This window comes from Halioxenophilus sp. WMMB6 (genome assembly GCF_033283405.1).
Lineage (GTDB): Bacteria > Pseudomonadota > Gammaproteobacteria > Pseudomonadales > Cellvibrionaceae > Halioxenophilus.
This window is the reverse complement of sequence record NZ_JAWMQR010000001.1, coordinates 516,924-541,666: the sequence shown is the minus strand read 5'-3', so window position 1 is coordinate 541,666 and position 24,743 is coordinate 516,924. Positions and strand designations below refer to the sequence as shown.

Annotated in this window: 22 protein-coding genes and 1 pseudogene; 8 read left to right on the top strand and 15 right to left on the bottom strand. The window is 52.0% G+C overall.

The window, feature by feature from the left end; genetic code table 11:
* Window positions 1-14 precede the first annotated feature (14 nt).
* The 3 genes from SBL51_RS02340 to SBL51_RS02330 all read right to left on the bottom strand — a co-directional run bounded on the left by SBL51_RS02340 (window position 15) and on the right by SBL51_RS02330 (window position 4,047).
* Window positions 15-1,118 carry an enoyl-CoA hydratase/isomerase family protein gene (locus SBL51_RS02340; RefSeq protein WP_317928876.1) on the bottom strand — a complete coding sequence of 368 codons (1,104 nt, stop codon included), beginning with the start codon at window positions 1,116-1,118 and terminating at the stop codon, window positions 15-17.
* Window positions 1,119-1,171: 53 nt separating this feature from the next.
* Window positions 1,172-2,338 carry an acyl-CoA dehydrogenase family protein gene (locus tag SBL51_RS02335; RefSeq protein WP_317928875.1) on the bottom strand — a complete coding sequence of 389 codons (1,167 nt, stop codon included), beginning with the start codon at window positions 2,336-2,338 and terminating at the stop codon, window positions 1,172-1,174.
* Between the two features lie 176 nt (window positions 2,339-2,514).
* On the bottom strand, window positions 2,515-4,047 hold the full coding sequence (locus SBL51_RS02330) for a CoA-acylating methylmalonate-semialdehyde dehydrogenase (RefSeq protein ID WP_317928874.1): 1,533 nt from the start codon (window positions 4,045-4,047) through the stop codon (window positions 2,515-2,517).
* Between the two features lie 101 nt (window positions 4,048-4,148).
* Between SBL51_RS02330 and SBL51_RS02325 the strand changes: the two genes are divergently transcribed.
* Window positions 4,149-5,102: an AraC family transcriptional regulator gene (locus SBL51_RS02325; RefSeq protein WP_317928873.1), complete on the top strand. Its 954-nt coding sequence runs from the start codon at window positions 4,149-4,151 to the stop codon at window positions 5,100-5,102.
* A 1-nt stretch (window position 5,103) separates the two neighbouring features.
* On the opposite strand, the gene SBL51_RS02320 is transcribed toward SBL51_RS02325, so the two are convergent.
* The 10 genes from SBL51_RS02320 to SBL51_RS02275 all read right to left on the bottom strand — a co-directional run bounded on the left by SBL51_RS02320 (window position 5,104) and on the right by SBL51_RS02275 (window position 16,472).
* A complete protein-coding gene (locus tag SBL51_RS02320) occupies window positions 5,104-5,925 on the bottom strand; it encodes a sterol desaturase family protein (RefSeq protein ID WP_317928872.1) in 822 nt (273 codons plus the stop codon).
* Window positions 5,926-5,942: 17 nt separating this feature from the next.
* Window positions 5,943-7,310 carry a glutathione-disulfide reductase gene (gorA, locus tag SBL51_RS02315; protein ID WP_317928871.1) on the bottom strand — a complete coding sequence of 456 codons (1,368 nt, stop codon included), beginning with the start codon at window positions 7,308-7,310 and terminating at the stop codon, window positions 5,943-5,945.
* A 148-nt stretch (window positions 7,311-7,458) separates the two neighbouring features.
* On the bottom strand, window positions 7,459-7,713 hold the full coding sequence (locus tag SBL51_RS02310; RefSeq protein ID WP_317928869.1) for a hypothetical protein: 255 nt from the start codon (window positions 7,711-7,713) through the stop codon (window positions 7,459-7,461).
* A gap of 14 nt (window positions 7,714-7,727) precedes the next feature.
* Complete coding sequence (locus SBL51_RS02305; RefSeq protein ID WP_317928867.1) at window positions 7,728-9,347, bottom strand: methyl-accepting chemotaxis protein; 1,620 nt, start codon at window positions 9,345-9,347, stop codon at window positions 7,728-7,730.
* Between the two features lie 296 nt (window positions 9,348-9,643).
* The gene (gene cobA / locus SBL51_RS02300) at window positions 9,644-10,405 is read right to left on the bottom strand and encodes a uroporphyrinogen-III C-methyltransferase (protein ID WP_317928865.1); all 762 of its coding nucleotides are present in this window, start codon (window positions 10,403-10,405) and stop codon (window positions 9,644-9,646) included.
* A 6-nt stretch (window positions 10,406-10,411) separates the two neighbouring features.
* The gene (serS, locus tag SBL51_RS02295) at window positions 10,412-11,692 is read right to left on the bottom strand and encodes a serine--tRNA ligase (protein WP_317928864.1); all 1,281 of its coding nucleotides are present in this window, start codon (window positions 11,690-11,692) and stop codon (window positions 10,412-10,414) included.
* Between the two features lie 24 nt (window positions 11,693-11,716).
* Window positions 11,717-12,091 (bottom strand): fluoride efflux transporter CrcB, encoded by a 375-nt coding sequence (gene crcB / locus SBL51_RS02290; RefSeq protein WP_317928863.1) that lies wholly within the window; start codon window positions 12,089-12,091, stop codon window positions 11,717-11,719.
* 27 nt (window positions 12,092-12,118) lie between these two features.
* Window positions 12,119-13,486 (bottom strand): replication-associated recombination protein A, encoded by a 1,368-nt coding sequence (locus SBL51_RS02285; RefSeq protein ID WP_317928862.1) that lies wholly within the window; start codon window positions 13,484-13,486, stop codon window positions 12,119-12,121.
* Window positions 13,487-13,492: 6 nt separating this feature from the next.
* Window positions 13,493-14,116, bottom strand: a complete 624-nt coding sequence (lolA, locus tag SBL51_RS02280) for an outer membrane lipoprotein chaperone LolA (RefSeq protein ID WP_317928860.1) — start codon at window positions 14,114-14,116, stop codon at window positions 13,493-13,495.
* Window positions 14,117-14,132: 16 nt separating this feature from the next.
* Window positions 14,133-16,472 (bottom strand): DNA translocase FtsK, encoded by a 2,340-nt coding sequence (locus tag SBL51_RS02275; RefSeq protein ID WP_317928858.1) that lies wholly within the window; start codon window positions 16,470-16,472, stop codon window positions 14,133-14,135.
* A 450-nt stretch (window positions 16,473-16,922) separates the two neighbouring features.
* On the opposite strand from SBL51_RS02275, the gene trxB reads away from it, so the two are divergent.
* The 4 genes from trxB (at window position 16,923) to infA (ending at window position 19,915) form a co-directional block, all read left to right on the top strand.
* Window positions 16,923-17,873 (top strand): thioredoxin-disulfide reductase, encoded by a 951-nt coding sequence (gene trxB, locus SBL51_RS02270; RefSeq protein ID WP_317928857.1) that lies wholly within the window; start codon window positions 16,923-16,925, stop codon window positions 17,871-17,873.
* A 69-nt stretch (window positions 17,874-17,942) separates the two neighbouring features.
* The gene (gene aat, locus SBL51_RS02265) at window positions 17,943-18,635 is read left to right on the top strand and encodes a leucyl/phenylalanyl-tRNA--protein transferase (RefSeq protein ID WP_317928855.1); all 693 of its coding nucleotides are present in this window, start codon (window positions 17,943-17,945) and stop codon (window positions 18,633-18,635) included.
* Window positions 18,636-18,721: 86 nt separating this feature from the next.
* Entirely contained in the window at window positions 18,722-19,438 is a 717-nt protein-coding gene (locus SBL51_RS02260; RefSeq protein ID WP_317928854.1) for an arginyltransferase, read from the top strand.
* A gap of 258 nt (window positions 19,439-19,696) precedes the next feature.
* A complete protein-coding gene (infA, locus tag SBL51_RS02255) occupies window positions 19,697-19,915 on the top strand; it encodes a translation initiation factor IF-1 (RefSeq protein ID WP_317929931.1) in 219 nt (72 codons plus the stop codon).
* 246 nt (window positions 19,916-20,161) lie between these two features.
* Here the strand turns inward: infA and clpA are convergent, their stop codons facing one another.
* Both clpA and clpS read right to left on the bottom strand, forming a co-directional pair.
* Entirely contained in the window at window positions 20,162-22,438 is a 2,277-nt protein-coding gene (clpA, locus tag SBL51_RS02250; RefSeq protein ID WP_317928852.1) for an ATP-dependent Clp protease ATP-binding subunit ClpA, read from the bottom strand.
* Between the two features lie 29 nt (window positions 22,439-22,467).
* Complete coding sequence (gene clpS / locus SBL51_RS02245; protein ID WP_317928850.1) at window positions 22,468-22,809, bottom strand: ATP-dependent Clp protease adapter ClpS; 342 nt, start codon at window positions 22,807-22,809, stop codon at window positions 22,468-22,470.
* Window positions 22,810-23,132: 323 nt separating this feature from the next.
* On the opposite strand from clpS, the pseudogene cspD reads away from it, so the two are divergent.
* The 3 genes and pseudogenes from cspD to SBL51_RS02230 form a co-directional block, all read left to right on the top strand.
* Window positions 23,133-23,330 (top strand): annotated as a pseudogene (gene cspD, locus SBL51_RS02240) (cold shock domain-containing protein CspD); the annotation flags it as partial.
* 341 nt (window positions 23,331-23,671) lie between these two features.
* Entirely contained in the window at window positions 23,672-24,292 is a 621-nt protein-coding gene (locus tag SBL51_RS02235; protein ID WP_317928848.1) for a pseudouridine synthase, read from the top strand.
* On the top strand, window positions 24,289-24,738 hold the full coding sequence (locus tag SBL51_RS02230; protein WP_317928846.1) for an NUDIX hydrolase: 450 nt from the start codon (window positions 24,289-24,291) through the stop codon (window positions 24,736-24,738). The genes SBL51_RS02235 and SBL51_RS02230 overlap by 4 nt, the downstream gene beginning before the upstream one ends.
* Window positions 24,739-24,743 lie beyond the last annotated feature (5 nt).

The following is a 24,743-nucleotide window of genomic DNA, read 5'->3' as shown; positions in this document are numbered from 1 at the left end:
TCACCTCTTATAAGTTAAAGATCAGCCAGGGGGTGTTCACCTGACCAGGGCGCAACAAAGTGCTGCGCAATAAACGTATCCGTCACTTCAGCCAATTTTGCCGGGGTAAATTTGGGCGATTTGTCCTTATCGATTAACAAGGCACGAACTCCCTCGGCAAAATTATCTAACTTCATACAGTTACAGGAGAGCACCAACTCCATTTGAAACACCTCTTTCAGCGAAAGGTGTTTACTGGCTTGCAACTGTTCAAATACCAATTTGATGGTCGTCGGACAGCCGTTGGCGAGCGTGCCGGCAGCCCTTTTGAGCCACTCATCATCACCGGAATAGTTAACAATATTGGCCACCACAGCGTCGTTGCTGGCAGCTGTACAAAGTTCGCCAATTATCTCAAAGTGTTGGTGCACTGGTGATTCGGGTTTATCCGCTGCTTGGCTGGCGAGTGCAATCAATTGCGCAGATACCACAGAGGCGGAGTTGCCCTGCCAGTTTGCCGCTTGTAATTTAGAGAGCAGCTCATCCCATTGGCTGTGGTTAAGGAAGTAATCGGCAAGGCCGACAAATTGTGTATCCGCCGCATTAATGGAGGCGCCGGTTAATGCCAGGAACAGGCCCACCTTGCCAGGCATACGATTTAAAAACCAAGAACCGCCAACATCCGGGTAGAGACCAATGGTTACCTCTGGCATGGCCAAGCGGGTTTTTTCCGTTACCACGCGATGGCTGGCGCCCGCCATCAGTCCCAGACCGCCCCCCATAACAATGCCATGGCCCCAGACAACAATCGGTTTGGCGTAGGTGTGAATGAGATAATCGAGGCGGTATTCCTGCGTGAAAAAGAGTTGTGCACGGTTATCTTTCTTAACGGCGGAGTCATGCAGCTGTAGTACATCGCCACCTGCGCAAAAGCCTTTATCGCCACTGCCTCGCAACAGCACGCAGGCTATTGAGTCATCCTCCTGCCAATCGAGCAGCTGATGGTAGAGCATCTCTGCCATTGTCATATTGAGCGAATTAATCGACTTGGGGGCATTGAGCGTTGCCGTGGCAATCTTTTTGCCGCCGGCTGAATTTAGTTCTTCGAAAATAACAGGAGCTTGATCGTCAGTTGTCATCTTGTTTCCAGAGCTTTTTATTCAGCAACAGTTATCGAATTCGTGAAGGATTGTTAACGTACTTCCTGGGTGGCGTTATCTTGCAGTAAACGCCTACCAGTAATTACCCGCATAATCTCGTTGGAGCCTTCCAATATCTGGTGCACCCGCACATCGCGCAGGTAACGTTCAATGGGGTATTCACGCAGGTAACCATAGCCACCATGCATCTGCAAACATTGGTTGCAGACTTCGAAACCGACATCGGTTGCGAAGCGTTTCGCCATTGCACAGTAAACGGTTTTCTCCGGGTGGTTCATATCCAACGCTTGCGCGGCCATATGCACCATCTGGCGGGCGGCCACCAGCTCGGTAACCATGTCAGCCAGACGGAACTGTAACGCCTGATTTTCAGCGATGGGTTTGCCAAATTGCTGGCGGGTGCGGATGTACTCCTGCGTGATATCGATACAGGCTTGCGCGGCACCAACTGAGCAGGCGGCAATGTTGATGCGGCCGCCATCTATACCCTTCATGGCAATTTTAAAACCTTCGCCCTCTTCGCCCAGCAGGCACTCTTTGGGTACCCGTACATTATCAAATGAGATGGCGCGTGTAGGCTGGCTATTCCAGCCCAGCTTCACCTCATTCTTGCCGTATTCGATACCGGGAAGATTCGCGGGAATGGCAAAAGCTGATATTCCCTTGGCGCCGGAATCGGGTGCACCGGTGCGTATCATGGCGACTAACACTTCGGTCGCACCAGCACCGCTGATAAACATCTTACTGCCGTTGATGATGTAGTCGTCACCGTCCAAGCGCGCGCTGGAACGTAGCGAACCTGCATCAGAGCCCGCGTTGGGCTCGGTTAAACAGTAGGAGGCGAGACATTGGCCGCTGGTGAGCTTTTCGGCCCACTCGGATTTGATGGCCTCACTACCCCAGGTACAGAGCATCCAGGTGGCCATGTTGTGGATGGAGATAAACGCCGCCGTGGAGGTGCAGCCACCGGCCAACTCTTCAAGAATAATAGTGGTGTCTAACCGGGAAAGCCCCAAGCCACCGTAGGCCTCTGGTGAGTACATACCGCAAAAGCCTAATTCACCGGCTGCGGCAATCACCTCTCTTGGAAAAATCTTCTCCTCATCCCAGCGGGCTGCCTGAGGAGCCATTTCGCCTCGAGCAAAAGAACGTGCGGCTTCCTGGAAGGCCAGTTGATCTTCGGTTAACTGTAGGCTCATTTTTTTATTCCTATTGCCAGTTGTAAGACAAACTGCTGAAGCTTTTTTGGGCCGAGTGTGGCCGGAACCCCCAAATAGAGGGCTCTAAACAGTCAAATATTGGTGATTGATTAAGCGTTGCCTGAGGTAAAAATTGTGGGGTTGGCAGCAACACTGCCAACCCCACTAACTTTGAATTACTTCAGGTGGATGGTCATGTTTGGACCACTGGCGATATCGTCTTCAAACCAACGCTGAGTAACGGTTTTTGCACGGGTATAGAAGCGCACCGCTTGTTTGCCGTAGGCGTGGTGATCACCGAAGAAGGAGTTTCTCCAGCCGGTGAACGAGAAGAACGGCAGAGGTACCGGAATGGGCACGTTAACACCGACCATGCCGACTTGAACTTCATGCTGGTATTTACGTGCGGCGGCGCCAGAAGAGGTAAAGATAGAGGTGCCGTTACCAAACGGGCAATCATTTACCAGTTTCAATGCGTCGTCCAGGGTTTCTGCCTCAACCAAACACAATACCGGGCCAAAGATCTCGTCTTTGTAGATATCCATCTCTGGTGTTACATCGGCAAAAACGGTTGGGCCAACCCAGTTGCCATCCGGGAAGCCTTCGACAGTGCAGTCACTGCCATCCAACAGACAGGTAGCGCCCTGCGCCTTGCCGTTGGCGATGGCATCGATAATACGCTGTTTGGACGCCGGGCTGATCTGTGGGCCGTAGGAGGCGTGAGGATCTTTCCAGTGACCGGGGCGAATAGAGCCAAAGGCTTTAACCAGGTCATCTTTCCATTCACGGGCTTCGCCCACCAACACCGCTACAGAGATGGCCATACAGCGCTGGCCAGCGGCACCACAAGCGGCACCCATCAGGTTGTTAATAACCTGCTGTTTTTGAGCGTCTGGCATGATGACCATATGGTTTTTAGCACCTGCCAGCGCTTGTACGCGTTTCATGGCACCGGTGCCGGTGCTGTAGATGTGTTTGGCCACAGGTACAGAACCAACAAAGGAGACTGCGGCAACGTCTGGGTGAGTCAACAGCTGATCAACCTGGTGACGGCCACCGTGTACCAGTTGTACCACACCTTTTGGAGCGCCCGCCTCTTCAAACAACTGGATTAAGCGCATTGGAGTGATTGGATCCTGCTCCGATGGCTTCAGGATGAAGGTATTACCACAGGCAATCGCCAGCGGGAACATCCACAGCGGAATCATAGCTGGGAAGTTAAACGGGGTGATACCTACACAAACACCGACTGGGTGTAGATGTGAGAATGTATCGATTTTGGTGGCAACGTTCTGTACAGTCTCGCCCATCAGGGTTGGGGCAATATTGGCTGCCTGCTCGACCACCTCGATTCCGCGCCAAACATCGCCTTTGGCATCTTCAAAGGTTTTACCCAATTCTTGGGAAATGATTGTGGCCAACTCGTCCTGGTGTTGCTTCAGCAGATCCTGATATTTCAGCATAATGCGGGAGCGCGTAGGAACAGGCACATCCTTCCAGGCTTCGAAGGTCTCTTTGGCACTGGCTACGGCTGCGTTCACTTCGCCTTCGGTCGCGAATGGAACTTTGGTTAAAACGTTTTGAGTGGCTGGATCAGTTACATCCAGAGTCTCTGTCGCTTGGCTGGCAACCCATTCACCGCCGATGAACAGAGGCATTACCTCTGGAAATTGACTACCCTCGGCATCAATGAAGGTTAAGTTGGACATGTGAAATCCTCTTGTATTTATTACGCAAATGCATGTAAGCAGTTACAGGGCCATTTAAACATAGGCAATAAGCCCTGCAAATTGACGAAATTGCCAATTACATGGATTATATTGCCGCCAACATAAAAATAGAAATCTGTATTAGTATGGCCGGAAACTCAGACAGCACCAACCACGACGATCGGCTCACCTCGCACTGGCCCCTACCGGATAACGGGGTGCGCCAGATTACGCCAAAACCCCTTTTAAAACAATTAGCTACGCATCCCCTGGCGTCTGACCTACATCCGTTGGCCATGGGTTTTTACCCTCAAGCCCAGCAACATAGTATGCAAAGACCAGAGCATATTACCTATCTATTGATTTATTGTGCGGCTGGCGCTGGCGAGCTGATGCTGGAGCAAACAGACCATAAAGTACAAGCGGGCAACCTGATTCTACTGCCGCCAGGCTATGCCCACGACTACCGGGCCGATAGCCAAAAGCCTTGGAGTATCTATTGGGTTCACTTTGATGGAAAGCTGGTGGAGAATTACATAAAACAGATGTTTGGCGACTCAATCATCCTAAATATTGGCCTGCAGGCGAGTGTGAAAAGCCATTTTGAGCTGCTGTTTGAGATGCGCAGCAGAGGCCTGACGCTCGCCAATTTCCTCTGTATTGCCAGTAGTTTGAAATCGCTGTTTTTGCATCTGGCTTACTTGGCTCAACTTCCCAGTCAGGAGGGCTCGCTCAACCACTCTTTGCGCCCTGCCCTCATCTATATGCGGGCAAATATCCATCAGGAAATCAACCTCGACCACCTGGCCGAACTATGCCACCTATCAAAGTTTCACTTCGTTCGTAAATTCAAAGCCTACACAGGCTACGCACCGATACAGTATTTCATTCAATTGAAAATGGAACACGCTTGTCTGTTACTGGATAACAGTACCGACCCCATAAAGCGTGTGGCCAGTAGGCTCGGCTACCAGGATCCGCTCTATTTTTCCAGGCTGTTTAAGCAGATGCTGGGCGTCTCACCCAGTCAATACCGCTCTTTGCACAGCGCTTAGTTCATCGCTTGGGCGCTACTGTAAACGGCATACGTAATAAGGCCGGCAAGTTATTGGCTATCGCCTCTGTTCGGACGTAATCAAGGCCTATTCTCATACCAGCCAGCCCAGCTTGTGGCTTAGGCAGGTAAGAGCGAAAAAAACGATCCCAAAAGCTCAAAAAGAAACCAAAGTTACTGTTGCTCTCCCGCCACAGATCGGAGTGATGGACTCGATGCATCGCCGGCGTTACTACCACCAGGCGAATCCTGGCGTCTAACCAGCCCGGCAGTTTGATATTGCTGTGGTTAAAGAGCGCCGAGCTATTCAATAACACTTCAAAAACGACCACCGCCATGGGTGGTATACCTAGTAATATAATTGCGGCAATCTTTATTAACATGGAGAGCACAATTTCGAACGGGTGAAAGCGGATTCCCGTGGTGACATCGTAGTCGAGGTCGGCATGGTGCACCTGGTGCAGGCGCCATAACCAGGGTAACCAATGAAATATTCTATGCTGCCAGTAAAGCGTTAAATCGAGCAAAACTATGGAGCAGAACATAGCAATCGGCACACTCACATTGGCGCTGTTGAATAGACCGACTTGGTGTTTTTGGCAGAAAAGCGCTACACCGCTGCCGGCGATTGGCAGCGCCATCCGCAAAACGACGCTATCAGTCACCAGCAAAAGGAGGTTGTTAATCCAACGACATCCTTTATTGAGCGATAGCGCCTGAAGTGGTGCCACCAGCTCCCACAGCGCCATCAGCACAAACGTCGCGAGGAATATGGCCAGCCGCACAGCAGATTCATGACTAACTAGCCAGGTTGAATCATTCATAGTACGTCAAATGCGTTTTACGAGCGGATAACTTCACTAACCTCACGCATGGTCACCCACTCTTCAGCGCTGGTTGGATGAATACCTAACGTGGAGTCGAAATGTGCTTTGGTGGCACCGGCCTTGATGGCAATCCCCAAACCCTGAATGATCTCTCCCGCTTCAGAACCGACCATATGCGCGCCAATAATTTTATCGGTCTCGCCATCGACCAGCAGCTTCATAAAGGTGCGTTCATTATGGTTACCCAATGTTAACTTCATTGGTTTAAAACTGGAGCGGAACACCTTAACAACCTTGTAATTTGCTACTGCCTCCTCCTGGGTTAAGCCTACAGTGCCGATATTGGGTTGGGAAAAAACCGCTGTGGGAATATTTTGGTAATCGATCTGTTTTTGTTGTTCGCCGTAGAGATGATCGACCAATACCATCGCTTCTGCCAAAGCAACTGGCGTTAGGGCCACACGATCGATGACATCGCCGATGGCATAAATTGAAGGCTCTCGTGTTTGAAAGTTTTGGTCGACAACAATCGCTCCATTGCTATCGAGCTCGACCTGGGTATTTTCCAGGCCAAGCCCAGTGGTTTTCGGGGTGCGGCCGGTGGCATACATGACACAGTCGACCACCGTGCTGCGGCCGTTATTAAATTCAACCTGTAACGAGCCGTCATCGAGTTTCTCAATCGCGCTGATTTCTGTCTCAAACAGGAGATCGATGCCTTTGTGTGGTAGCTGCTCTGCAAGAAATTCACGAACCTCACCGTCAAAACCCCTTAAGAAAAGCGGCCCACGATAGGCGAGTTGGGTTTTAGCGCCCAGCCCATTGAAGATACCGGCAAATTCAACGGCGATATAACCACCGCCCACCACCAGAACGCGGCTTGGAAACTCCTCCAGGTAGAAGGCCTCGTTGGAGCTGATCACCCAGTCATTGCCGGGAAAGTCGGGAATATAGGGCCAACCACCAACACAAACCAAAATCCGTTCTGCAGTGACTGTTTCCCCATTGATTAACACAGAGTGAGCGTCCAACAGGGTGGCGCGACCGTTAAATAGCTTCACTCCTGAGTTGTCGAGCAGACGTTGATAGATACCATTTAATCGTTCGATTTCCCGGGTTTTATTGTCGCGCAGGGTGGGCCAATCAAAGCTGAGATTATCAACACTCCAACCGAAGCCGCGGCCGATATCAACCTCTTCGGGTAGGTGTGAACCATAAACAAATAGCTTTTTCGGCACGCAACCGACGTTGACACAGGTACCACCGAGAAACAGCTCCTCAGCCACTGCCACGCGTATGCCCTGGCTGGCAGCGGTGCGGCTTGCTCTTACCCCACCAGAGCCAGCGCCAATCACAAAAAGGTCGAAATCGTATCGCGACATAGAATTTACAGCCCCCAAAAAATTGGGACTATTCTACGCTGATCAGACTAGCGTGTGTAAACTGCGGCCTGGCCAAGCCACGATCCGATCGGCGGCTGACTCAAGCAGGGCTAATAGCTGGGGATAAATAGGCTGGCGTGGTTAGGCGTTAAACTTTTATATCGACGGAATTACGCTTGCGGCGATCGCGACCGGAGCGCAGCTCAAGAAACTCACGGGGCGAGCCTTGGCGTCGCTCCTTGCCGGAACGACGCTCCACTTTGGGGTGGGAGACAGGTAGTGGTGATTTGGTCGGATTGCTGGGGGCAATCGGATTGGTCGCATGAGCCTGTTCCACCGCCGGCGTCTTCCGGGTCTCCTTAGTGGGTGGAGTGTAGATACGCTTGTTGTGAATAGGCTCCATAACGCCTGCGACCTCTAGACTCTAAATTGCAAGGCCACCTGCTGTAGCTGATCCGCCAACTGCTGCAAGCTGGTACTCAGGTTGTTTACCCGGTCGGTACTCTGCTCGGCCACCTCAGAGGCATCGCGCATACTCAAAACATTCTGCTGTATATCGTTAGCAAAACGCTGCTGGGTTTCGGTTGCATGGGCTATTTGTTGGTTCATGTCAGTAATCGAGGTTACCTTGGCGGTAATCGCCTGTAATGATGCTCCGGTTGCCCCGGCTTGATCAACACTCTTCTGAGCCTGCTCTTTACCGTGCGCCATCACCTGCACTGCTGACTGCGCCGCCGACTGGAGCTGCTCAATCACTTTTTGGATCTCGTGGGTGGACTCCTGAGTCCGTGATGCCAAGGTGCGAACTTCATCGGCCACTACTGCGAAACCGCGCCCCTGCTCTCCCGCCCGCGCAGCCTCAATAGCCGCGTTCAACGCGAGTAGGTTGGTTTGCTCGGCAATACCTTTAATCACATCCAGAATACCGCCAACACTTTCGGTGTCGGCTTCCAGCTGAACGATCACCTCAGCGGCGCGCTCCACCTCGGCGGCCAGATCATTAATAGTTACTACCGTATTCTGCACAATGGAGAGCCCCTCTTTCGCTTCCATATCGGCGTCAGAGGCAGCTTGTGCCGCGGAGCCCGCGTTATTGGCAACGGCATTGACGCTGCCCAACATCTCATCCATGGCTGAGGAGACAATATTGGCCGATTGCGACTGGCGCTGAGAGACTTGAGACGTTTCCGAGGAGACCGAATTGAGGTCTTGGGCAACCGAGGTCAGCGGTGGAATTACGCGTACAACTTCACCGATAGTGCCATGCAGCTTCTCAACAAAGACGTTAAACCACTGCACCAGCTCACCCACTTCGTCTTTAGTGGAGCGTGGTAGCCGTTGGGTTAGGTCTCCCTCGCCTTCGGCGATATCTTTCAGGGAGCGAATAACCTGCTCAATACTACCGGTGACCAGGAGTGCCACACTAAAACCAATCACAACCAGAGCGGTAATGGTAATGCCGCCAATGATCATGCCCATGGTGAGGTTATCTGTCTGAGCTTCATTCACCGTTTTGATGGTATCGGAAAAGGTGGTTAACGCTTTTTCGCGGAAATCCCGCAGATTGGCGTTGGCAAGATCGCCCAAACGGGATTTCTCGTCGGCCAAATCGGCCAATTGATTAAAATCGACAGTACCGTCAATCATAGAGCTGGTGAGCGCTGCGGATTTTTCGAAGTAGTTATTGACGGAGCGTCGCACGGCGGCGATATCTGAGGTAAACCCAGGGTTTAACTCATTTTGCTTATCGAGGTTGGCATTCAGATCCGTCACCGATTTGCGGGCAAGTTTCAGCATCTCATGCTCACCGGTACTGGCCGCATTGCCCATTAGCTCATTTGCCCGATCCAGCAGCACAATATTGCTGTTAGCCATCTCCAGCATGGGAAAATGAACCGAACGGACCTGCTCTAATCGCTGATTATTGGCTTTACCTGTGTTAACAATCAGCCCCAGAAACACTAGGAAGCCGACAGTCCCCACTAAGGCCACTGAAAGAATCTTGTACTTAATACGTAGGCTACCGAGCCAATTCATTATATTTATCCTCGCAATCGCTTTGGTATTGCATAGCTAATGTAGAGTGCGGCTTTGGGACACTTTGCTCCAAAAGCTGTTTTCTATCGGTTTATAGATCGGCAGGTAGGTATAAATCTTTATGGCAGCAGAAAATTTTGTCATTAGCCGGTCTAGCACAACCCGCAGCGGATACTATGTATTGCTAATAGCCTAGTTCAGATCCCTGGAAAAACTAGGCGCCAACAGGGAATTAACCGCCAGCCGTGGCTGACTAGGGAGTGAACGGATAGCCGAGCGGATTGCGTGTTTTCTGATCAGGATTTGGCAAGCAGCGCGTGTAATTTGACCACATCACCAATAATGATAAGTGTGGGCGCCGAGATAACAGTAGTAGCTAGTAGGTCTTCTACATTAGCCAGGGAGGATATATGGATCTTTTCTTGCGGGGTTGTGCCCTTTTCAATCACGGCAAGCGGGGTATCTGGCGAGCGCCCCATACTGATCATGGTCGCGGCAATTGTGGTTAAACCCACCAGCCCCATATAAAAAACCAGGGTTTGATTGGGCGAGCGTAGTGCCTCCCAATCCAGGTTGATTGAGCCATCCTGCAGATGGCCGGTGATAAACCTTACTGATTGGGAGTAGTCGCGGTGCGTTAGGGGAATGCCTGCGGAAGCGGCACAGCCGGAGGCGGCAGTAATGCCGGGGATAACCTCAAATGGAATCTCAGCCGCTGCCAGCTGCTCCAGCTCTTCACCACCGCGGCCAAAGATAAAGGGGTCGCCCCCCTTGAGCCGAACAGTGAATTTACCCTTCAGGGCGTAATCGACAAGCAGTTGGCCGATATCCGTCTGAGGCACACTGTGATCCGCACGGCGCTTACCAACATAAACCTGAGTGGCGCTTTCAGGCAGCAACGTCATGATCTCGGGCGAGACCAAACGATCGTAAAGTACCACTTCAGCGGCCTGCAAAACCCGATACGCTTTGAGCGTTAGCAGTTCTGGATCGCCAGGCCCGGCTCCCACCAGGAAAACCTTGCCAAGTTTTGGCCTGTTGCTCGCGTCAGTGGTCATTGCTCACTAGCTTGCCTCAATTACTGTTTTACCGCCCAGGTAGGGTTGCAGAACTTCGGGAATGGCAATGCTGCCATCGGCCCGTTGGTAGTTTTCCATCACCGCAATCAAGGTGCGCCCCACCGCCAGGCCGGAGCCGTTCAGGGTATGCAGCAATTCGGGCTTACCGGTCTCTTTGTTGCGGTATCGGGCCATCATGCGGCGCGCCTGGAAATCCCGGAAGTTACTGCAGGAGGAGATTTCACGGTATTTCTCCTGGGATGGCAACCAGACCTCAATGTCATAGGTGCGCGCAGCGGAAAAGCCGATATCGCCACCACACAGAATTACCGTGCGATAAGGCAAACCCAGCGCTTGTAGAATAGCTTCAGCGTGGCCGGTTAGATCCTCTAGCGCCTGATCAGACTCTGACGGCCGAACAAATTGCACCATCTCCACCTTCTCGAACTGGTGCTGACGAATCATGCCGCGGGTATCGCGGCCATAGGCGCCGGCCTCACTGCGGAAACAGGGGCTGTGGCAGACATACTTAAGTGGCAGGCTGCCCTCATCGACGATTTCACCGCGCAGGGTGTTGGTGACCGGGACCTCGGCGGTTGGAATCAAATAAAACTCACGATCGTCGGTCAGTTTAAAGAGATCCTCTTCAAACTTAGGCAACTGTCCGGTGCCGAACAGGGAGTCCTGATTGACGATGTAGGGCACGTAGATCTCTTGATAACCGTGGCAATCCTGGTGGGTATTAAGCATGAATTGGGTTAGTGCCCGCTGCAGTCGGGCCAGGCCACCCCTCATCACCGCAAAGCGGGAGCCAGTCAGCTTGGCGGCACACTCCAGGTCGAGTTGGCCCAATTGCAGCCCCAGGTCGACATGGTCTTTTACCTCGAAGTCGAAACTCTTCGGCTCGCCCCAGCGACGAATTTCGATGTTGTCATCTTCGCTGTTGCCATTGGGTACTTCGTCGTCGGGGATATTGGGAATACCGGCCAGTAGAGTGTCCAGCGCGCTCTGCACTTCGCCCAGTGCCTGCTCCGCGCTCAGAAGTGACGCCTTAAGCGACTCCACTTCCGCCAACAGAGGTGCAATGTCCTCCCCTTTCGCCTTGGCTTGGCCAATGCTCTTAGAACGGCTGTTGCGTTCCTGTTGCAGGGATTCGGCCGAGAGCTGTAACTCACGCCGGCGGCCCTCAAGGGATTCAATCAGCTGGGCATCGAGTACGAAGTGGCGTTTTTTAAGCTTCTCAGCCACCTCGGCTGGGTTGGTACGAACGTATTTGGCATCTAACATAATGAATCTGTTTCAGTTTGAAAATTATAGGATCCGGGCGGTAGACCAGAGCCCCATGGCGCTGGCGGCGATACAGGCCAGTAAGGTGCTACCCGCGTAGGTAATGGCCAATAGCCCCTGCCCCCGCTGCAGTAGGTTTACCGACTCAATCGAAAAGGTTGAGAAGGTGGTTAAGGCGCCCAGAAAGCCCGTCATTAACAGGATTCGCCACTGGTGCGACCACAGCGCCTTCTCCACGATAATGACGTACAGCACGCCAATGCAAAACGAACCTAACACATTAACCAACAACGTGGACCAGGGGAATCGGCCAGGGATTACTGGCAACCAGTAGGTGCTGATTCCGAAACGGGCCATGGCCCCCATGGCGCCACCTAGCGCTACCGCTAACCAAGCCAAGGCATCACTCCTTTGGTTGCTATGGGTTTAATCTTGCTCATTAGGTTCATTGGCCTGTTGTCCGTATCGCTGCCGCGGGCTGTTTTGGTTAAGTGCCCGCAGATACTGCAGTTTTTCCCCGATTTTAATCTCCAGACCACGCGCTGGCGGGTTGTAGTACCGGCTCTCCCGCAGGGGTTCAGGAAAGTAATTCTCACCGGCGGCAAAGGCCTCGGGTTCATCGTGGGCATAGCGGTAACCATCGCCAAAGCCCTGCTGTTCCATCAATTTCGTTGGTGCATTACGTAGATGATAGGGAACCTCGTATGAGGGCTGGCTTTTTATATCGGCCCTCACCGCATTGAATGCGTTGTAGACGGCGTTGCTCTTGGCCGCGCAGGCCAGGTAGGTAACCGCCTGGGCAATCACCAGCTCACCCTCCGGACTACCCAGGCGTTCTTGTGCCAACCAGGCGTTCAGGGCTATCTCCAGAGCGCGCGGGTCAGCATTGCCGATATCCTCGCTGGCCATGCGCACCAAGCGCCGGGCAATATACAAGGGGTCACAGCCACCATCAAGCATTCTGGCGAACCAGTAGAGCGCTGCGTCTGGGTCGCTGCCGCGCAGAGATTTGTGCAAAGCGGAGATTTGGTCGTAAAAGAGATCTCCCCCCTTATCAAAACGGCGTACATCGGATGAGAGCACCTCGTTGAGCAACGCTAGGTTGATCTCCCGCTCCGATTCCCCCAAAAGATCGCTGCACATCTCCAACAGGTTGAGCAGCATTCGAGCATCACCCTGAGCTGCCACTATCAACCGTTGACGGGCGTCGGCGGTTATTGTCAGCTGCTGTGTGCCGAGGCCACGCTGGTGGTCTGTCAACGCCTGTTGCAGCAGGCCGCTGAGATCGTCTTCGGTGAGGCTTTTAAGCAGATAGACGCGGCAGCGGGACAGCAACGCGTTGTTTAATTCGAAGGATGGGTTCTCGGTAGTGGCACCAATCAAAACGATGCTGCCATCCTCCACATGGGGCAGAAAGGCGTCCTGCTGAGACTTGTTAAAGCGGTGCACCTCATCGACAAACACCACCGTCGATTGGCCTCGGCCAGCACGCCGCTGTTTGGCCATCTCTACCGCCGCCCTCACCTCTTTCACACCCGCCAGCACTGCGGAGAGCGGTTCGAAATAGGCTCCGGAGGATTCCGCAATGGTGTGCGCCAGCGAGGTTTTACCTACCCCTGGCGGCCCCCAAAGAATCATGGAGTGCAGTTTGTCACAGGCCAACGCCTTGCGCAGTGGCTTGCCCTCTGCCAACAGATGCTGTTGACCAACATACTCCGCCAGTGATCTTGGCCGCATTCGCGCCGCCAGCGGTTGGTGCTCGTTTTCCTGCTGATCGAACAGAGATTGGGTCATTGTCCGCTATTCGTCATAGAAGACATCAGCGCCTTCTGGTATTTGAAACTTAAATTGTGCTTCGTCTTGAGTGGTGAGGTCACGACGACCGACAAACTCAAACTGAGTGACCGTTTTTGAAGCATCTTGAACGTGCATGGCCACCAATTGGCTACCGTCGAATACCAAATCGATGTTAGTTAGTGAGCCTGGGGCCAAGGGGCGAAGACTAAACACCTGCTGGCTGCCAGTGGCAGCACCCGATTGAATGGAAAATTCGCTGCCTAATAGGTCGAAATCACCGCTCAAAATACGAATGGGCAGTTGATCTTTCTGGCCGGAGGCGGGCTTGATGGTAACCTGTTCCAAATCTGGGTCGTAGAGCCAGATGGTTTGGCCGTCCGAGACCAACAACTGCTCGTAAGGCGCAGAGGTACGCCACATAAACTTGCCGGGCTGCTGGATGGCAAAAGTCCCTTCCGACGACTGGATAACAGCGTCGCTGGCATCTTTGGTTATCTGTTTGAACTGGCCGGTGGAGCTGGCTAAGGGCTCGAGCAGTTCGATCAATCTTTGTTGTTCGCCACCAGCACTGGTAAACGAACTCACAACCGCCAATAGCATGCCTATGAAAGAGGGCCATAACTTCATATTAGAATTAACTCACTTAGTGTTTGGGGGGCGGCGGTGCCAACACCTGCCGGTTGCCGTTGGGGCCCATGTCGCTCACCACACCGGCAGCCTCCATGGTTTCAATTAGACGGGCAGCCCGGTTATAACCAACGCGCAGTTTACGCTGCAGGGAGGAGATAGAAGCCTTGCGCGACTCCGTTACGAATTCAACAGCTTCGTCGTAAAGAGGGTCAGATTCCGCATCTTCGTCATCGCCACCTTCCGTGGCCAAGCCCGGTACCGGAATACTGTTGGCGCTCTCATCGACGATTTCGTCCAAATAGTTGGGGCTGCCCCGGCGTTTCCAATCCTCAACCACCTTATGCACTTCGTGATCATCCACAAATGCACCGTGTACCCGAACTGGAACGCCGCTACCGGGAGGCAGATAGAGCATATCGCCATGGCCGAGCAGCTGCTCCGCCCCGCCCTGGTCGATAATCGTACGGGAGTCGATCTTGGAGGAGACCTGGAAGGCCATACGCGTCGGTACGTTGGCTTTAATCAGGCCGGTAATCACATCCACTGATGGTCGCTGGGTGGCGAGTATCAGATGGATACCGGCCGCCCGGGCCTTTTGCGCGATTCGGGCAATGAGCTGTTCTACCTTCTTACCGACAATCATCATCATGTCGGCAAATTCATCAATAACCACCACGATATAAGGCAGGGTCTCCAGGTCTGGAGCGGTAGCCTCTTCGGCACCCGGTTCGTAGTGCTCCTCCGGCTTGAATAGAGGGTCTTTAATGGGTGTGCCGGCCTTGATGGCATCCTCGACCTGGCGGTTGTACCCGGCAATATTGCGCACGCCCAAAGCCGCCATCAACTTGTAGCGGCGCTCCATCTCACCCACACACCAACGCAGGCCGTTGGCGGCGTCGTTCATATCGGTGACCACAGGGGTCAGTAGATGTGGGATACCCTCGTAGACCGAGAGTTCCAACATTTTCGGGTCGACCAGAATCAACCGCACCTCTTCGGGCGACGATTTGAACAGCAGGCTTAACAGCATCACATTAACGCCGACCGACTTACCAGAGCCGGTGGTACCGGCAACCAGCAGGTGGGGCATCTTGGCTAAATCGGCGATAACCGGCTCACCCGCGATATCCTGCCCCAAAGCCAGCGATAGCGGCGACTTGGCCTTATCGTATTTGCTGCTCTCCAACACCTCGCTTAGGCGTACCATCTGGCGCTGCTCATTGGGTATCTCAATACCCACCACCGATTTGCCGGGAATAACCTCCACCACCCGTACGCTGATAACGGCCAGAGAGCGTGCCAAATCTTTCGCCAGATTGGTGATGCGAGCAGCTTTAATGCCCGGTGCCGGCTGCAGCTCAAAGCGGGTGACCACCGGCCCTGGCATCACCGCGACCACCTCGGCGCTGATGCCGAAGTCCTGCAGTTTAAGTTCCAACAGCTTACTCATTGCGGTCAGTGACTCTTCCGAGAAACCCTTACGCTCATCGTGATCTGCTGGGTCCAACAATGAAATAGCTGGCAATTCACCGACCACTGGTTCGTTGAAGAGCGTCGCCTGCTTCTCTTTCTGCACCCGTTCGCTGGGCTTGGGTTTAGGCTTGGGCGGGGTAATAGCGATAGGCTCGGCTTTTTCCAGTGCCTGCTTACGTTTGGCACGGCTCTCCTGGCGCTCTTGCACAGCGGCAGCGGCTATTTCACGCTCGGTACGTATTTCACGCTTGTGCTCACGCTTAGTCCGAAAGTGTGCGATGGTTTTCAGCACCCCGGCCCCGATGGACTCCATCACCTTCAGCCACGAGAGATCGGTAAAAACCGTCAAACCGAACAGAAACAGCGCCACCAGAATGAGCGTGCCACCTATGAAGCTGAAAGCGGACTCAATGGATTGGCTGACGGTGGCGCCAAGAATGCCGCCATTGGAGAGCGGCAGAGAGCTGGAATCGAGGCCAAACTTGAGCGAAACCAAACCGGTTCCCGCTACCATAACCACTGCCAAGCCGATCAAACGCAGGGCAAACAGTACCCAATCGAACTCCGGAGCCTCTCTTTTGCGGTTGACCAAAATCCGCCATATACGCACGGCAATCAGTGCGGGGAACAGATAGGCGATATAGCCAAATAACAGGTAGAAGACATCCGCTAGCCAGGCGCCAATCGCCCCACCCGCATTATTGATATTGCCGCCGCTCCCGGTACTGGTCCAACCGGGGTCAGTAGCGTCGTAGGTTACCAGAGCCAATACCAGAAAAAGGCACAATGCCACCAGGATCACCAGCACACCCTCGGTAAGGATGCGACGCAACTTGTGTGCCCCGGTGGTGAAGCCTGACTCTGTCTCTGCTTGTGTCAAATGGAGTCTCCAGTACTCAACTAGCTTATGGCCAAGTATGGCCAACTGATTAGGTAATGCGGCCGAATAGACCTACATCGAGGGGGCGGTCCGCCAACCTTTGAAAATAGCCCACTGCGCCTCCGGTTGGAGAGTCGAGCTGGCTAGCAGTTCACTCAGAGCGCCGCCCATCGATTTACGAAATGCAATTGCAAGGCTATTTTTAATTGCTTGCCACTATGCAAATGATAGATCAAGATAATTTTGAGTCGAACAGACCAATGCCCTATTATCTGTCGTCACCAAATTATTGCAAAGCCTGACAGACCAATCAAAGAGAAAAAACCTTTATAAACCATAGAGTTTGTGACAGTAATTCAACCAAACTGTTAAGAATCAAGTCATCTCAATCGGTCTGATCATCCAACCTTATTAACCATTTACTGTTCAAATTACGTCAAAGGTCTAGAAATGAGTGAAGCGAAACATCACCAATTGATCATCCTAGGCTCCGGCCCGGCTGGTTATACAGCCGCTATCTATGCAGCTCGCGCAAATCTTAAGCCCGTAGTTATTACCGGTATGCAGCAAGGTGGGCAACTTACCACCACCACCGAGGTCGAGAACTGGCCAGGCGGCCGCCATGATCTGCAGGGCCCTGACTTGATGATGGAGATGCAGGCCCATGCTGAGCGTTTTGATACAGAGATTGTCTTTGACCATATCGAAGAGGTTGACCTCTCCGTTCGCCCTTTCATGTTAAAGGGCTCGGACTCTTACACTTGTGATGCTCTTATCATCTGTACCGGCGCCTCTGCCCAATATTTGGGTCTGCCCTCAGAAGAGGCTTTTGCCGGCCGCGGCGTTAGCGCCTGTGCCACTTGTGATGGCTTCTTCTACCGGGACCAAAAGGTTGCGGTAGTTGGTGGCGGCAATACCGCCGTAGAGGAGGCTCTCTATCTATCAAATATCTGTGCTGAAGTTACTCTGATTCACCGCCGTGACTCTCTCCGCTCTGAGAAAATACTGCAAGATAAACTGCTGGCCAAAGCAGAAAACGGCAACGTTCGCTTAGAGTGGAACCAAACGCTGGATGAAGTGCTGGGTGATGATCAGGGTGTTAATGCGTTGCGCCTGAAAAGCACCAAGGACGACAGCAGTAAAGAGATACCTGTGAGCGGCGTCTTTATCGCCATTGGCCATAAGCCCAACACCGACATTTTCCAAGGCCAATTGGATATGGACAACGGCTATATTAAAGTGAAAAGCGGCTCCGCGGGCTTTGCAACAGTAACCAGTGTGCCTGGTGTTTTTGCGGCGGGTGATGTTGCCGACCAGGTATATCGCCAAGCTATTACCTCAGCCGGTGCCGGTTGTATGGCTGCTCTGGACGCTGAAAAATATCTCGACGGCCTGGAGTAACCAGCGCGGGGGCAAGGTTGCTCTTGCCCCCTCCCTTTTGGCATCAGCCTATTCGGAAGCTGCAAATCAGTGGTCAACATACCCTGGCTCGACCGAGCCGATATCGAATTCCCCAATACCGACTACGCCCTTACCTTACCCAATGGATTACTGGCAGCTGGAGGCGATCTCAGCAGTGCTCGTCTGGTAAGAGCCTACTCTCTCGGCATCTTTCCCTGGTATAACGAAGGTGAACCCATTCTCTGGTGGAGCCCCAACCCCCGCTGTGTCGTTTTCCCGCAACAGGCGCACTGTTCCAAGAGCTTGGCTAAACTGATTCGCAAAGGTGAATACCGGGTTACCTACGACCAAGCTTTTGCTGAGGTTATTCACCAGTGTGGTGAAACACGCCGACACGCCCAGGGCACCTGGATAACAGAACAACTCAAGCAGGCGTATATAAACTTGCACCAGTTGGGCTACGCCCACAGTGTTGAAGTTTGGCAGGATGAGCGTCTGATTGGTGGCCTGTATGGTATCGCCATGAACAAGATTTTCTATGGAGAATCGATGTTCAGTCTGGAAGCCAATGCCTCCAAATTCGGCTTCATCACGCTTGCGACCAAACTGCAGGAACTTGATTACAAGTTGATCGACTGCCAGGTAACCTCCAACCACCTCCTCTCACTTGGTGCCTGTGAAATAGATCGAGGGCAATTTGAGTCGATTATTGGCGCCAAACAACGCTTTGCAGGCTTGCCAAAACCCGGTAATCTGATTTGAAGCCACGAATTTAGGCTCAGGTAGCCTGGATATTGCTTGTAAATGGAGTGGTGAAATAGGATTAAGTCGCTAATCGGGATATAGATGTGACTACCATCGCAAATTTACGCCTTTTCGCAACACACCCTCACGCCTGCAGCTATTTAGAGGATGAAATAGCGACTACCCTTTTTGTCGACCCGGATGCCAGCATCAATAAAAAGGTCTATAGCCAGCTCTCGGAGGTGGGTTTCCGGCGTAGTGGACAGCACCTTTACCGGCCGGACTGTACCGGGTGCACCGCGTGCATTCCCGCGCGTATCCCAGTAGCGCTTTTCCGCGCCAACCGTCAGCAAAAGCGCTGCGCCAAGCAAAACTCCGACCTGCAGCTAAAGGTGATAAACGATATCAATGCGGCTGAGTACTATGATCTGTATCAACACTACATTAACGTGCGCCATATCGATGGTGACATGTACCCACCCAGCCGCCAGCAGTATCACTCTTTTCTTACTTCAGAGTGGGGGGTAACCCGCTATCTTGAAATGCGGCTTGATGGCAAACTCGTGGCCGTTGCTGTCATCGACCTATTGGATAACGGTCTCTCGGCGGTCTATACGTTTTTTGACCCGGATATGCAGCACCGTAGCCTAGGCACCTATGCAGTACTGGCCCAAATTAAAATCGCCCTAGAAAGCGGTTTACACCATGTTTACCTTGGTTATTGGATTAAAAACTGCCGCAAAATGAGCTATAAAACCAAATTCCAGCCTCTGGAACTGTTCCAGTCTGGATTTTGGTCACAAGCAGACCATTTTGAGTAACCCTGCCCTGCACCTAGCGTCCGCAATTTATTAACGAAATTCTGCTCCAAGCCCGCTACACCTCTGTTTTAGCCAAACATCCCGTGGCAGACCTTCACTATTTATGCTCGATGAGGCTTGGCGTGCGGCCAATATTCAGGCACAATTCCCGCCTCTTTTATACGGGCACCCTTAAATGACACCCAATATGGGGCCACGTTCAGACAACTCCGGCCAAACTTTAGCTGGCAAAAGTAGAGAATTTGAGGAATTTATTTGATGGCGAAAGAAGACAACATTGAGATGGAAGGTGAAGTCGTTGATACACTGCCCAATACCACCTTCCGGGTCAAGTTGGAAAATGGCCATATAGTTACCGCGCATATTTCAGGCAAAATGCGGAAAAACTACATCCGTATTCTCACCGGCGATAAGGTGAAAGTTGAGATGACCCCTTACGATCTCTCCAAAGCACGCATCACCTATCGCGCTCGTTAAGCCCCCCCCCAACGAAACGCATCTAACAAAAAAGCCGCTTGGCACAGTTGCTAAGCGGCTTTTTGCTTTATTTGCTAAGGATTTGACCGCAGGTTACAGACTGCTTAAGCGGCCCGCGCCGGCGTAATAAATTAGCCTTACCCTATCGACAAAGCTAAACTAAAGAGAGCCTAAACACAGCTACCTACATTTAGCCGGCGTCTAACCTGCCAAAATTTATGCGCTTCTGCTCTCTACACGCCAATATCAGGTAGAAACTAACTCCTCTTCTAACTCAATGGCGATATCGTCGTTTTCTATCATAACATCGACAGTGCCTCCATTGGTCAACTCGCCGAAGAGCACCATTTCAGCCAACGGCTTTTTCAGTTTCTCTTTGATTAAACGGGCCATTGGTCGCGCGCCCATCTTCTCATCGTAACCGTTATTAGCCAGCCAAGTACGAGCCTCTTCGGTTACGTTGAGAACCACCTTCTTCTCGTCCAATTGCGTTTGCAGCTCAACCAGGAATTTATCAACCACAGTTTTGACCACTTCCAGACTGAGAGAGGTAAATTGAATGATTGCGTCCAAACGGTTACGAAATTCGGGTGTAAACATCTTTTTAATCGCTTCCATACCGTCGGTTGTGTGGTCCTGGTGAGAGAAGCCAATGGAGGCCCGGCTCATCTCGTGGGCACCCGCGTTGGTGGTCATAATCAGGATGACGTTACGGAAATCCGCTTTGCGGCCGTTGTTGTCAGTTAGTGTGCCGTGGTCCATTACCTGCAATAGCAGGTTGAATACTTCTGGGTGGGCCTTTTCAATCTCATCCAGCAACACGACGCTATGTGGGTGTTTGGTAACGGCTTCTGTCAGTAAGCCGCCCTGATCAAAGCCAACATAACCTGGAGGCGCACCAATTAAGCGTGAAACGGTGTGACGTTCCATGTATTCAGACATATCGAACCTGAGCAACTCAATACCTAATGCCGAGGCCAATTGTCGACAGAGCTCCGTCTTACCCACACCGGTAGGACCGGAAAAGAGGAAAGAGCCAACTGGTTTATCGGGGGAGCTCAAGCCAGCACGAGACAGTTTGATGGCAGTGGACAATGCGTCAATCGCATCGTTCTGGCCAAATACCGTCATACGCAGCTGCTCATCGAGCTTTTTAAGCTGTTCTTTATCGGAACTGCTAACGCTTTTCGGCGGAATACGAGCAATTTTAGCGACAATCTTTTCAATGTCGGCAGTTCCGATCTGGCGTCTGCGCTTATTCAGAGGCAACAACTGCTGGTACGCCCCTGCTTCATCGATGACGTCGATCGCCTTATCGGGCATGAAACGGTCGGTAATATATTTCGAAGCCAGCTCAGAAGCCGCACGCAATGCGGAATCTGTGTATTTCAACGCGTGGTGTTCTTCGAAACGCGATTTCAGTCCTTTTAGAATTTGATAGGTGTCTTCGACGCTCGGCTCATTCACATCAATTTTTTGGAATCGACGGGAAAGTGCCCGATCTTTATCGAAAATGCCTCGATATTCCTGGAATGTAGTGGAACCTATGCAGCGGATTTCACCCGATGTCAGCAGTGGTTTGAGCAGATTGGAGGCATCCATAACGCCACCAGACGCAGCACCTGCACCAATAATGGTGTGGATTTCATCAATAAAGAGGATGGCTTTCTCTCTCTTCTTCAACTGTGCCAGCAGCCCTTTGAAGCGTTTTTCGAAGTCTCCTCGATACTTGGTACCCGCCAAAAGGGATCCAAGATCCAAGGAGTAGACAACGCTATCGAGTAATACATCGGGTACATCACCATCGACAATACGCTTGGCAAGGCCTTCGGCGATGGCGGTTTTACCCACACCCGACTCACCCACCAGCAGTGGGTTGTTTTTGCGGCGGCGAGCCAACACTTGAGCGACACGCTCAAGCTCAACATCTCTACCCACTAAAGGATCGATGCGACCTGCGGCTGCCTCCTCATTCAAATTGGTGGCGTAGGAGTCGAGCGGGTTGCTGGCTCCGGATTCTGAAGGGGTAAGGCCTTCATCTTCACTTTGCTCCTGTGCGGGGTCGTTGCTGTGCTCATTCTGCCCTGCCACCTTTGAAATGCCATGGGTGATGTAATTAACAACGTCAATTCGAGCGATATTCTGCTGTTTGAGGTAGTAAACGGCCTGACTTTCCTGCTCGCTAAAGATTGCTACCAACACATTAGCGCCAGTAACCTCTTTTCTACCGGATGATTGCACATGGAACACGGCCCGCTGAAGCACACGCTGAAAGCCCAGGGTTGGCTGAGTCTCCCGCTCTGTGTCGGATTCGGGGATAAGGGGGGTAGTCGAATCAACAAATTCAACCAGTTCTTTGCGTAGATTAGTCAAATCTGCACCGCACGCACGAAGCACTACTGCAGCTGCCTCGTTATCTATCAATGCCAATAAGAGGTGCTCGACCGTCATGAACTCATGGCGTTTATTCCGCGCTCCCTTGAAGGCTTGATTCAAGGTAACTTCTAAGTCCTTGCTTAACATTGATTCGACCTCGCTGAAACAACCTAAATTTACTCGTCATCCTCCGCCGCAGCGATTTCACACAACAATGGATGCTGGTTATCTCGCGCGTATTGGTTGACCTGCGCAGCTTTTGTTTCCGCTATATCCCGAGTAAAGACACCGCACACCGCACTGCCGTTTGTATGCACTTTGAGCATGATCTGGGTAGCCTGTTCCCGGTGCATAGAGAAAAACAGCTCTAGCACTTCCACTACGAACTCCATTGGAGTGTAGTCATCGTTGAGCATAATGACCTTGTACATCGACGGCCGCTTGAGCTTTGGTTTTTGCTCTGCAACTGCCAGGCCACCCTCACGATTTCCCTCAGAATCATCGGCGTCACTACTCATTAATGTTAGTCGATGATAATTCATATTACCCGCGATACCTTTTCCTTAGAGCCACAAAATACGTCGCCTGATTCTAACCTTACGTTAAGTACCGCCTCAATCGCAATCACAAACAGATCCGTGTCATGAACTTGACAACAGATGTTTATTCGTACGAGTATAAGGGTTGGCCAGTCAAGCGTACCAAAATATAACTAAGCGCTGCTTCCGGCCACTCAAGAAACAACCTGCATTTTTTAACAATAAAAATATTGGGTTCAATACAAAAATAACAATGTAAGCCAACATGAAAAATTAGGCTTATTACCCAAAAGGAATCTGCTATGCCTACAGGTACTGTTAAGTGGTTCAATAACGCCAAAGGTTACGGATTTATTCTTCCAGATGACGGTGGCGACGAGCTATTTGCCCATTACTCAGCGATCTCAATGGATGGTTATAAAACCTTAAAAGCCGGACAGCAAGTCGAATTTGACGTAGCTAAGGGCGACAAAGGTTTGCACGCTATTGCGATAACACCCGTTGGCCTCTCTCAACAGTCAGCGCCTCCACAGGCTCTAGCAAAAGAAGCGCCACCTGTTTTAAAGCAGGCGGAAAGCGTCAGCTAGAGATTCTAACCATCAATCGGTGGGCTCTCTATATTCATTTACGTCTGCGAAATCCGACTTAGAAAGCCTAACCATTGATAGTTAACAATCCTCGAGCCAAGCCCGAGAATCAGCGTTTTCGGGCCTTCGCCGTTTATTGGCTAGGGTTTGACCACCCTCTACCTTTGCGCGCTCCACTCGTTAGGCGCGCATAATATCGTTATACTCCAATTTCCCAGTCTTCCTCGTTTTGTGCCCCGCTGAACTGTTCTTTAATGTCTGAAATCCTACTTTTTAATAAGCCATATGATGTTTTGTCGCAATTTACAGACGGCCAAGGCCGCAAAACGCTGGGCGACTACATCGACAAACCTGGATTTTACCCAGCCGGGCGGCTAGATCTCGACTCAGAGGGACTTTTGCTGTTGACTGACGATGGTCAACTGGCACACCAATTGAGCCACCCTCGTCACAAACAACCCAAAACCTACTGGGTACAGGTGGAAGGCTCAGCAACCGAGCATGAGTGCGCCCTCTTAAGAGCCGGTGTTCTCCTGAAGGATGGCAAAACCTTGCCAGCTAAGATTCAACTAATTGACGAGCCTGAACTTTGGCTGCGCACCAATCCGGTGCGCAGCAGGCAGAGCATACCCACCAGTTGGCTGGAAATCACGATTAGCGAAGGCAAGAACCGCCAGGTGAGACGCATGACAGCCGCCGTGGGCCTGCCAACCTTACGCCTTGTGCGCGTTGCTATCGGCCCGTGGCAGCTGCAAGGGATGCAGCCTGGTGATTACCGGCTTGAAACCGTGCATCTACCCCAAACCAAACCACAAACTCGCAAATCGAACCAAAGTCGCCGAAACCCATCCCGAAAAAAGCCGAAACAACCATGACAGAACGTTTTACACCCCATGTCACCGTCGCCGCTGTTATTGCGCGGGATAACCGCTTTTTAATGGTAGAGGAGCTAATTGAAGGGCAAGTGATGTACAACCAGCCCGCTGGCCATCTCGAAGCCGATGAGAGCTTGACGGAAGCGGTAGAGAGAGAAATTTTGGAAGAGACCGGTTGGCTGGCCACCACTGAACACTACCTAGGGGTGTGCTTATACCAAGCCCCTGCCGGTACAACCTTTGTTCGCCATACCTTCGTTGCATTAGCAAAAGAGCATGTGCCTGGGGCCACGCTCGATATCGGCATTTTACGAGCACTATGGTTAACACGGGATGAAATAGCAGGGCTGGCCAAGCAACTGCGTAGCCCCATGATCCTCTCAACCATTGATCAGTACCTGGCCGGACAGCTCTATCCATTGGCTATGGTCGCTCACCAACGTTAGAATCG

What these genes read in the sequence shown, in the direction of transcription:
- SBL51_RS02320 (WP_317928872.1), bottom strand. Translation starts at nt 5,925, where the DNA reads ATGAATGATTCAACCTGGCTAGTTAGTCATGAATCTGCTGTGCGGCTG.
- SBL51_RS02330 (WP_317928874.1), bottom strand. Translation starts at nt 4,047, where the DNA reads ATGTCCAACTTAACCTTCATTGATGCCGAGGGTAGTCAATTTCCAGAG.
- serS (WP_317928864.1), bottom strand. Translation starts at nt 11,692, where the DNA reads ATGTTAGATGCCAAATACGTTCGTACCAACCCAGCCGAGGTGGCTGAG.
- SBL51_RS02285 (WP_317928862.1), bottom strand. Translation starts at nt 13,486, where the DNA reads ATGACCCAATCTCTGTTCGATCAGCAGGAAAACGAGCACCAACCGCTG.
- cobA (WP_317928865.1), bottom strand. Translation starts at nt 10,405, where the DNA reads ATGACCACTGACGCGAGCAACAGGCCAAAACTTGGCAAGGTTTTCCTG.
- clpS (WP_317928850.1), bottom strand. Translation starts at nt 22,809, where the DNA reads ATGAGTAGTGACGCCGATGATTCTGAGGGAAATCGTGAGGGTGGCCTG.
- SBL51_RS02310 (WP_317928869.1), bottom strand. Translation starts at nt 7,713, where the DNA reads ATGGAGCCTATTCACAACAAGCGTATCTACACTCCACCCACTAAGGAG.
- SBL51_RS02325 (WP_317928873.1), top strand. Translation starts at nt 4,149, where the DNA reads ATGGATTATATTGCCGCCAACATAAAAATAGAAATCTGTATTAGTATG.
- SBL51_RS02230 (WP_317928846.1), top strand. Translation starts at nt 24,289, where the DNA reads ATGACAGAACGTTTTACACCCCATGTCACCGTCGCCGCTGTTATTGCG.
- SBL51_RS02340 (WP_317928876.1), bottom strand. Translation starts at nt 1,118, where the DNA reads ATGACAACTGACGATCAAGCTCCTGTTATTTTCGAAGAACTAAATTCA.
- SBL51_RS02235 (WP_317928848.1), top strand. Translation starts at nt 23,672, where the DNA reads ATGTCTGAAATCCTACTTTTTAATAAGCCATATGATGTTTTGTCGCAA.
- trxB (WP_317928857.1), top strand. Translation starts at nt 16,923, where the DNA reads ATGAGTGAAGCGAAACATCACCAATTGATCATCCTAGGCTCCGGCCCG.
- lolA (WP_317928860.1), bottom strand. Translation starts at nt 14,116, where the DNA reads ATGAAGTTATGGCCCTCTTTCATAGGCATGCTATTGGCGGTTGTGAGT.
- clpA (WP_317928852.1), bottom strand. Translation starts at nt 22,438, where the DNA reads ATGTTAAGCAAGGACTTAGAAGTTACCTTGAATCAAGCCTTCAAGGGA.
- SBL51_RS02305 (WP_317928867.1), bottom strand. Translation starts at nt 9,347, where the DNA reads ATGAATTGGCTCGGTAGCCTACGTATTAAGTACAAGATTCTTTCAGTG.
- gorA (WP_317928871.1), bottom strand. Translation starts at nt 7,310, where the DNA reads ATGTCGCGATACGATTTCGACCTTTTTGTGATTGGCGCTGGCTCTGGT.
- SBL51_RS02335 (WP_317928875.1), bottom strand. Translation starts at nt 2,338, where the DNA reads ATGAGCCTACAGTTAACCGAAGATCAACTGGCCTTCCAGGAAGCCGCA.
- infA (WP_317929931.1), top strand. Translation starts at nt 19,697, where the DNA reads ATGGCGAAAGAAGACAACATTGAGATGGAAGGTGAAGTCGTTGATACA.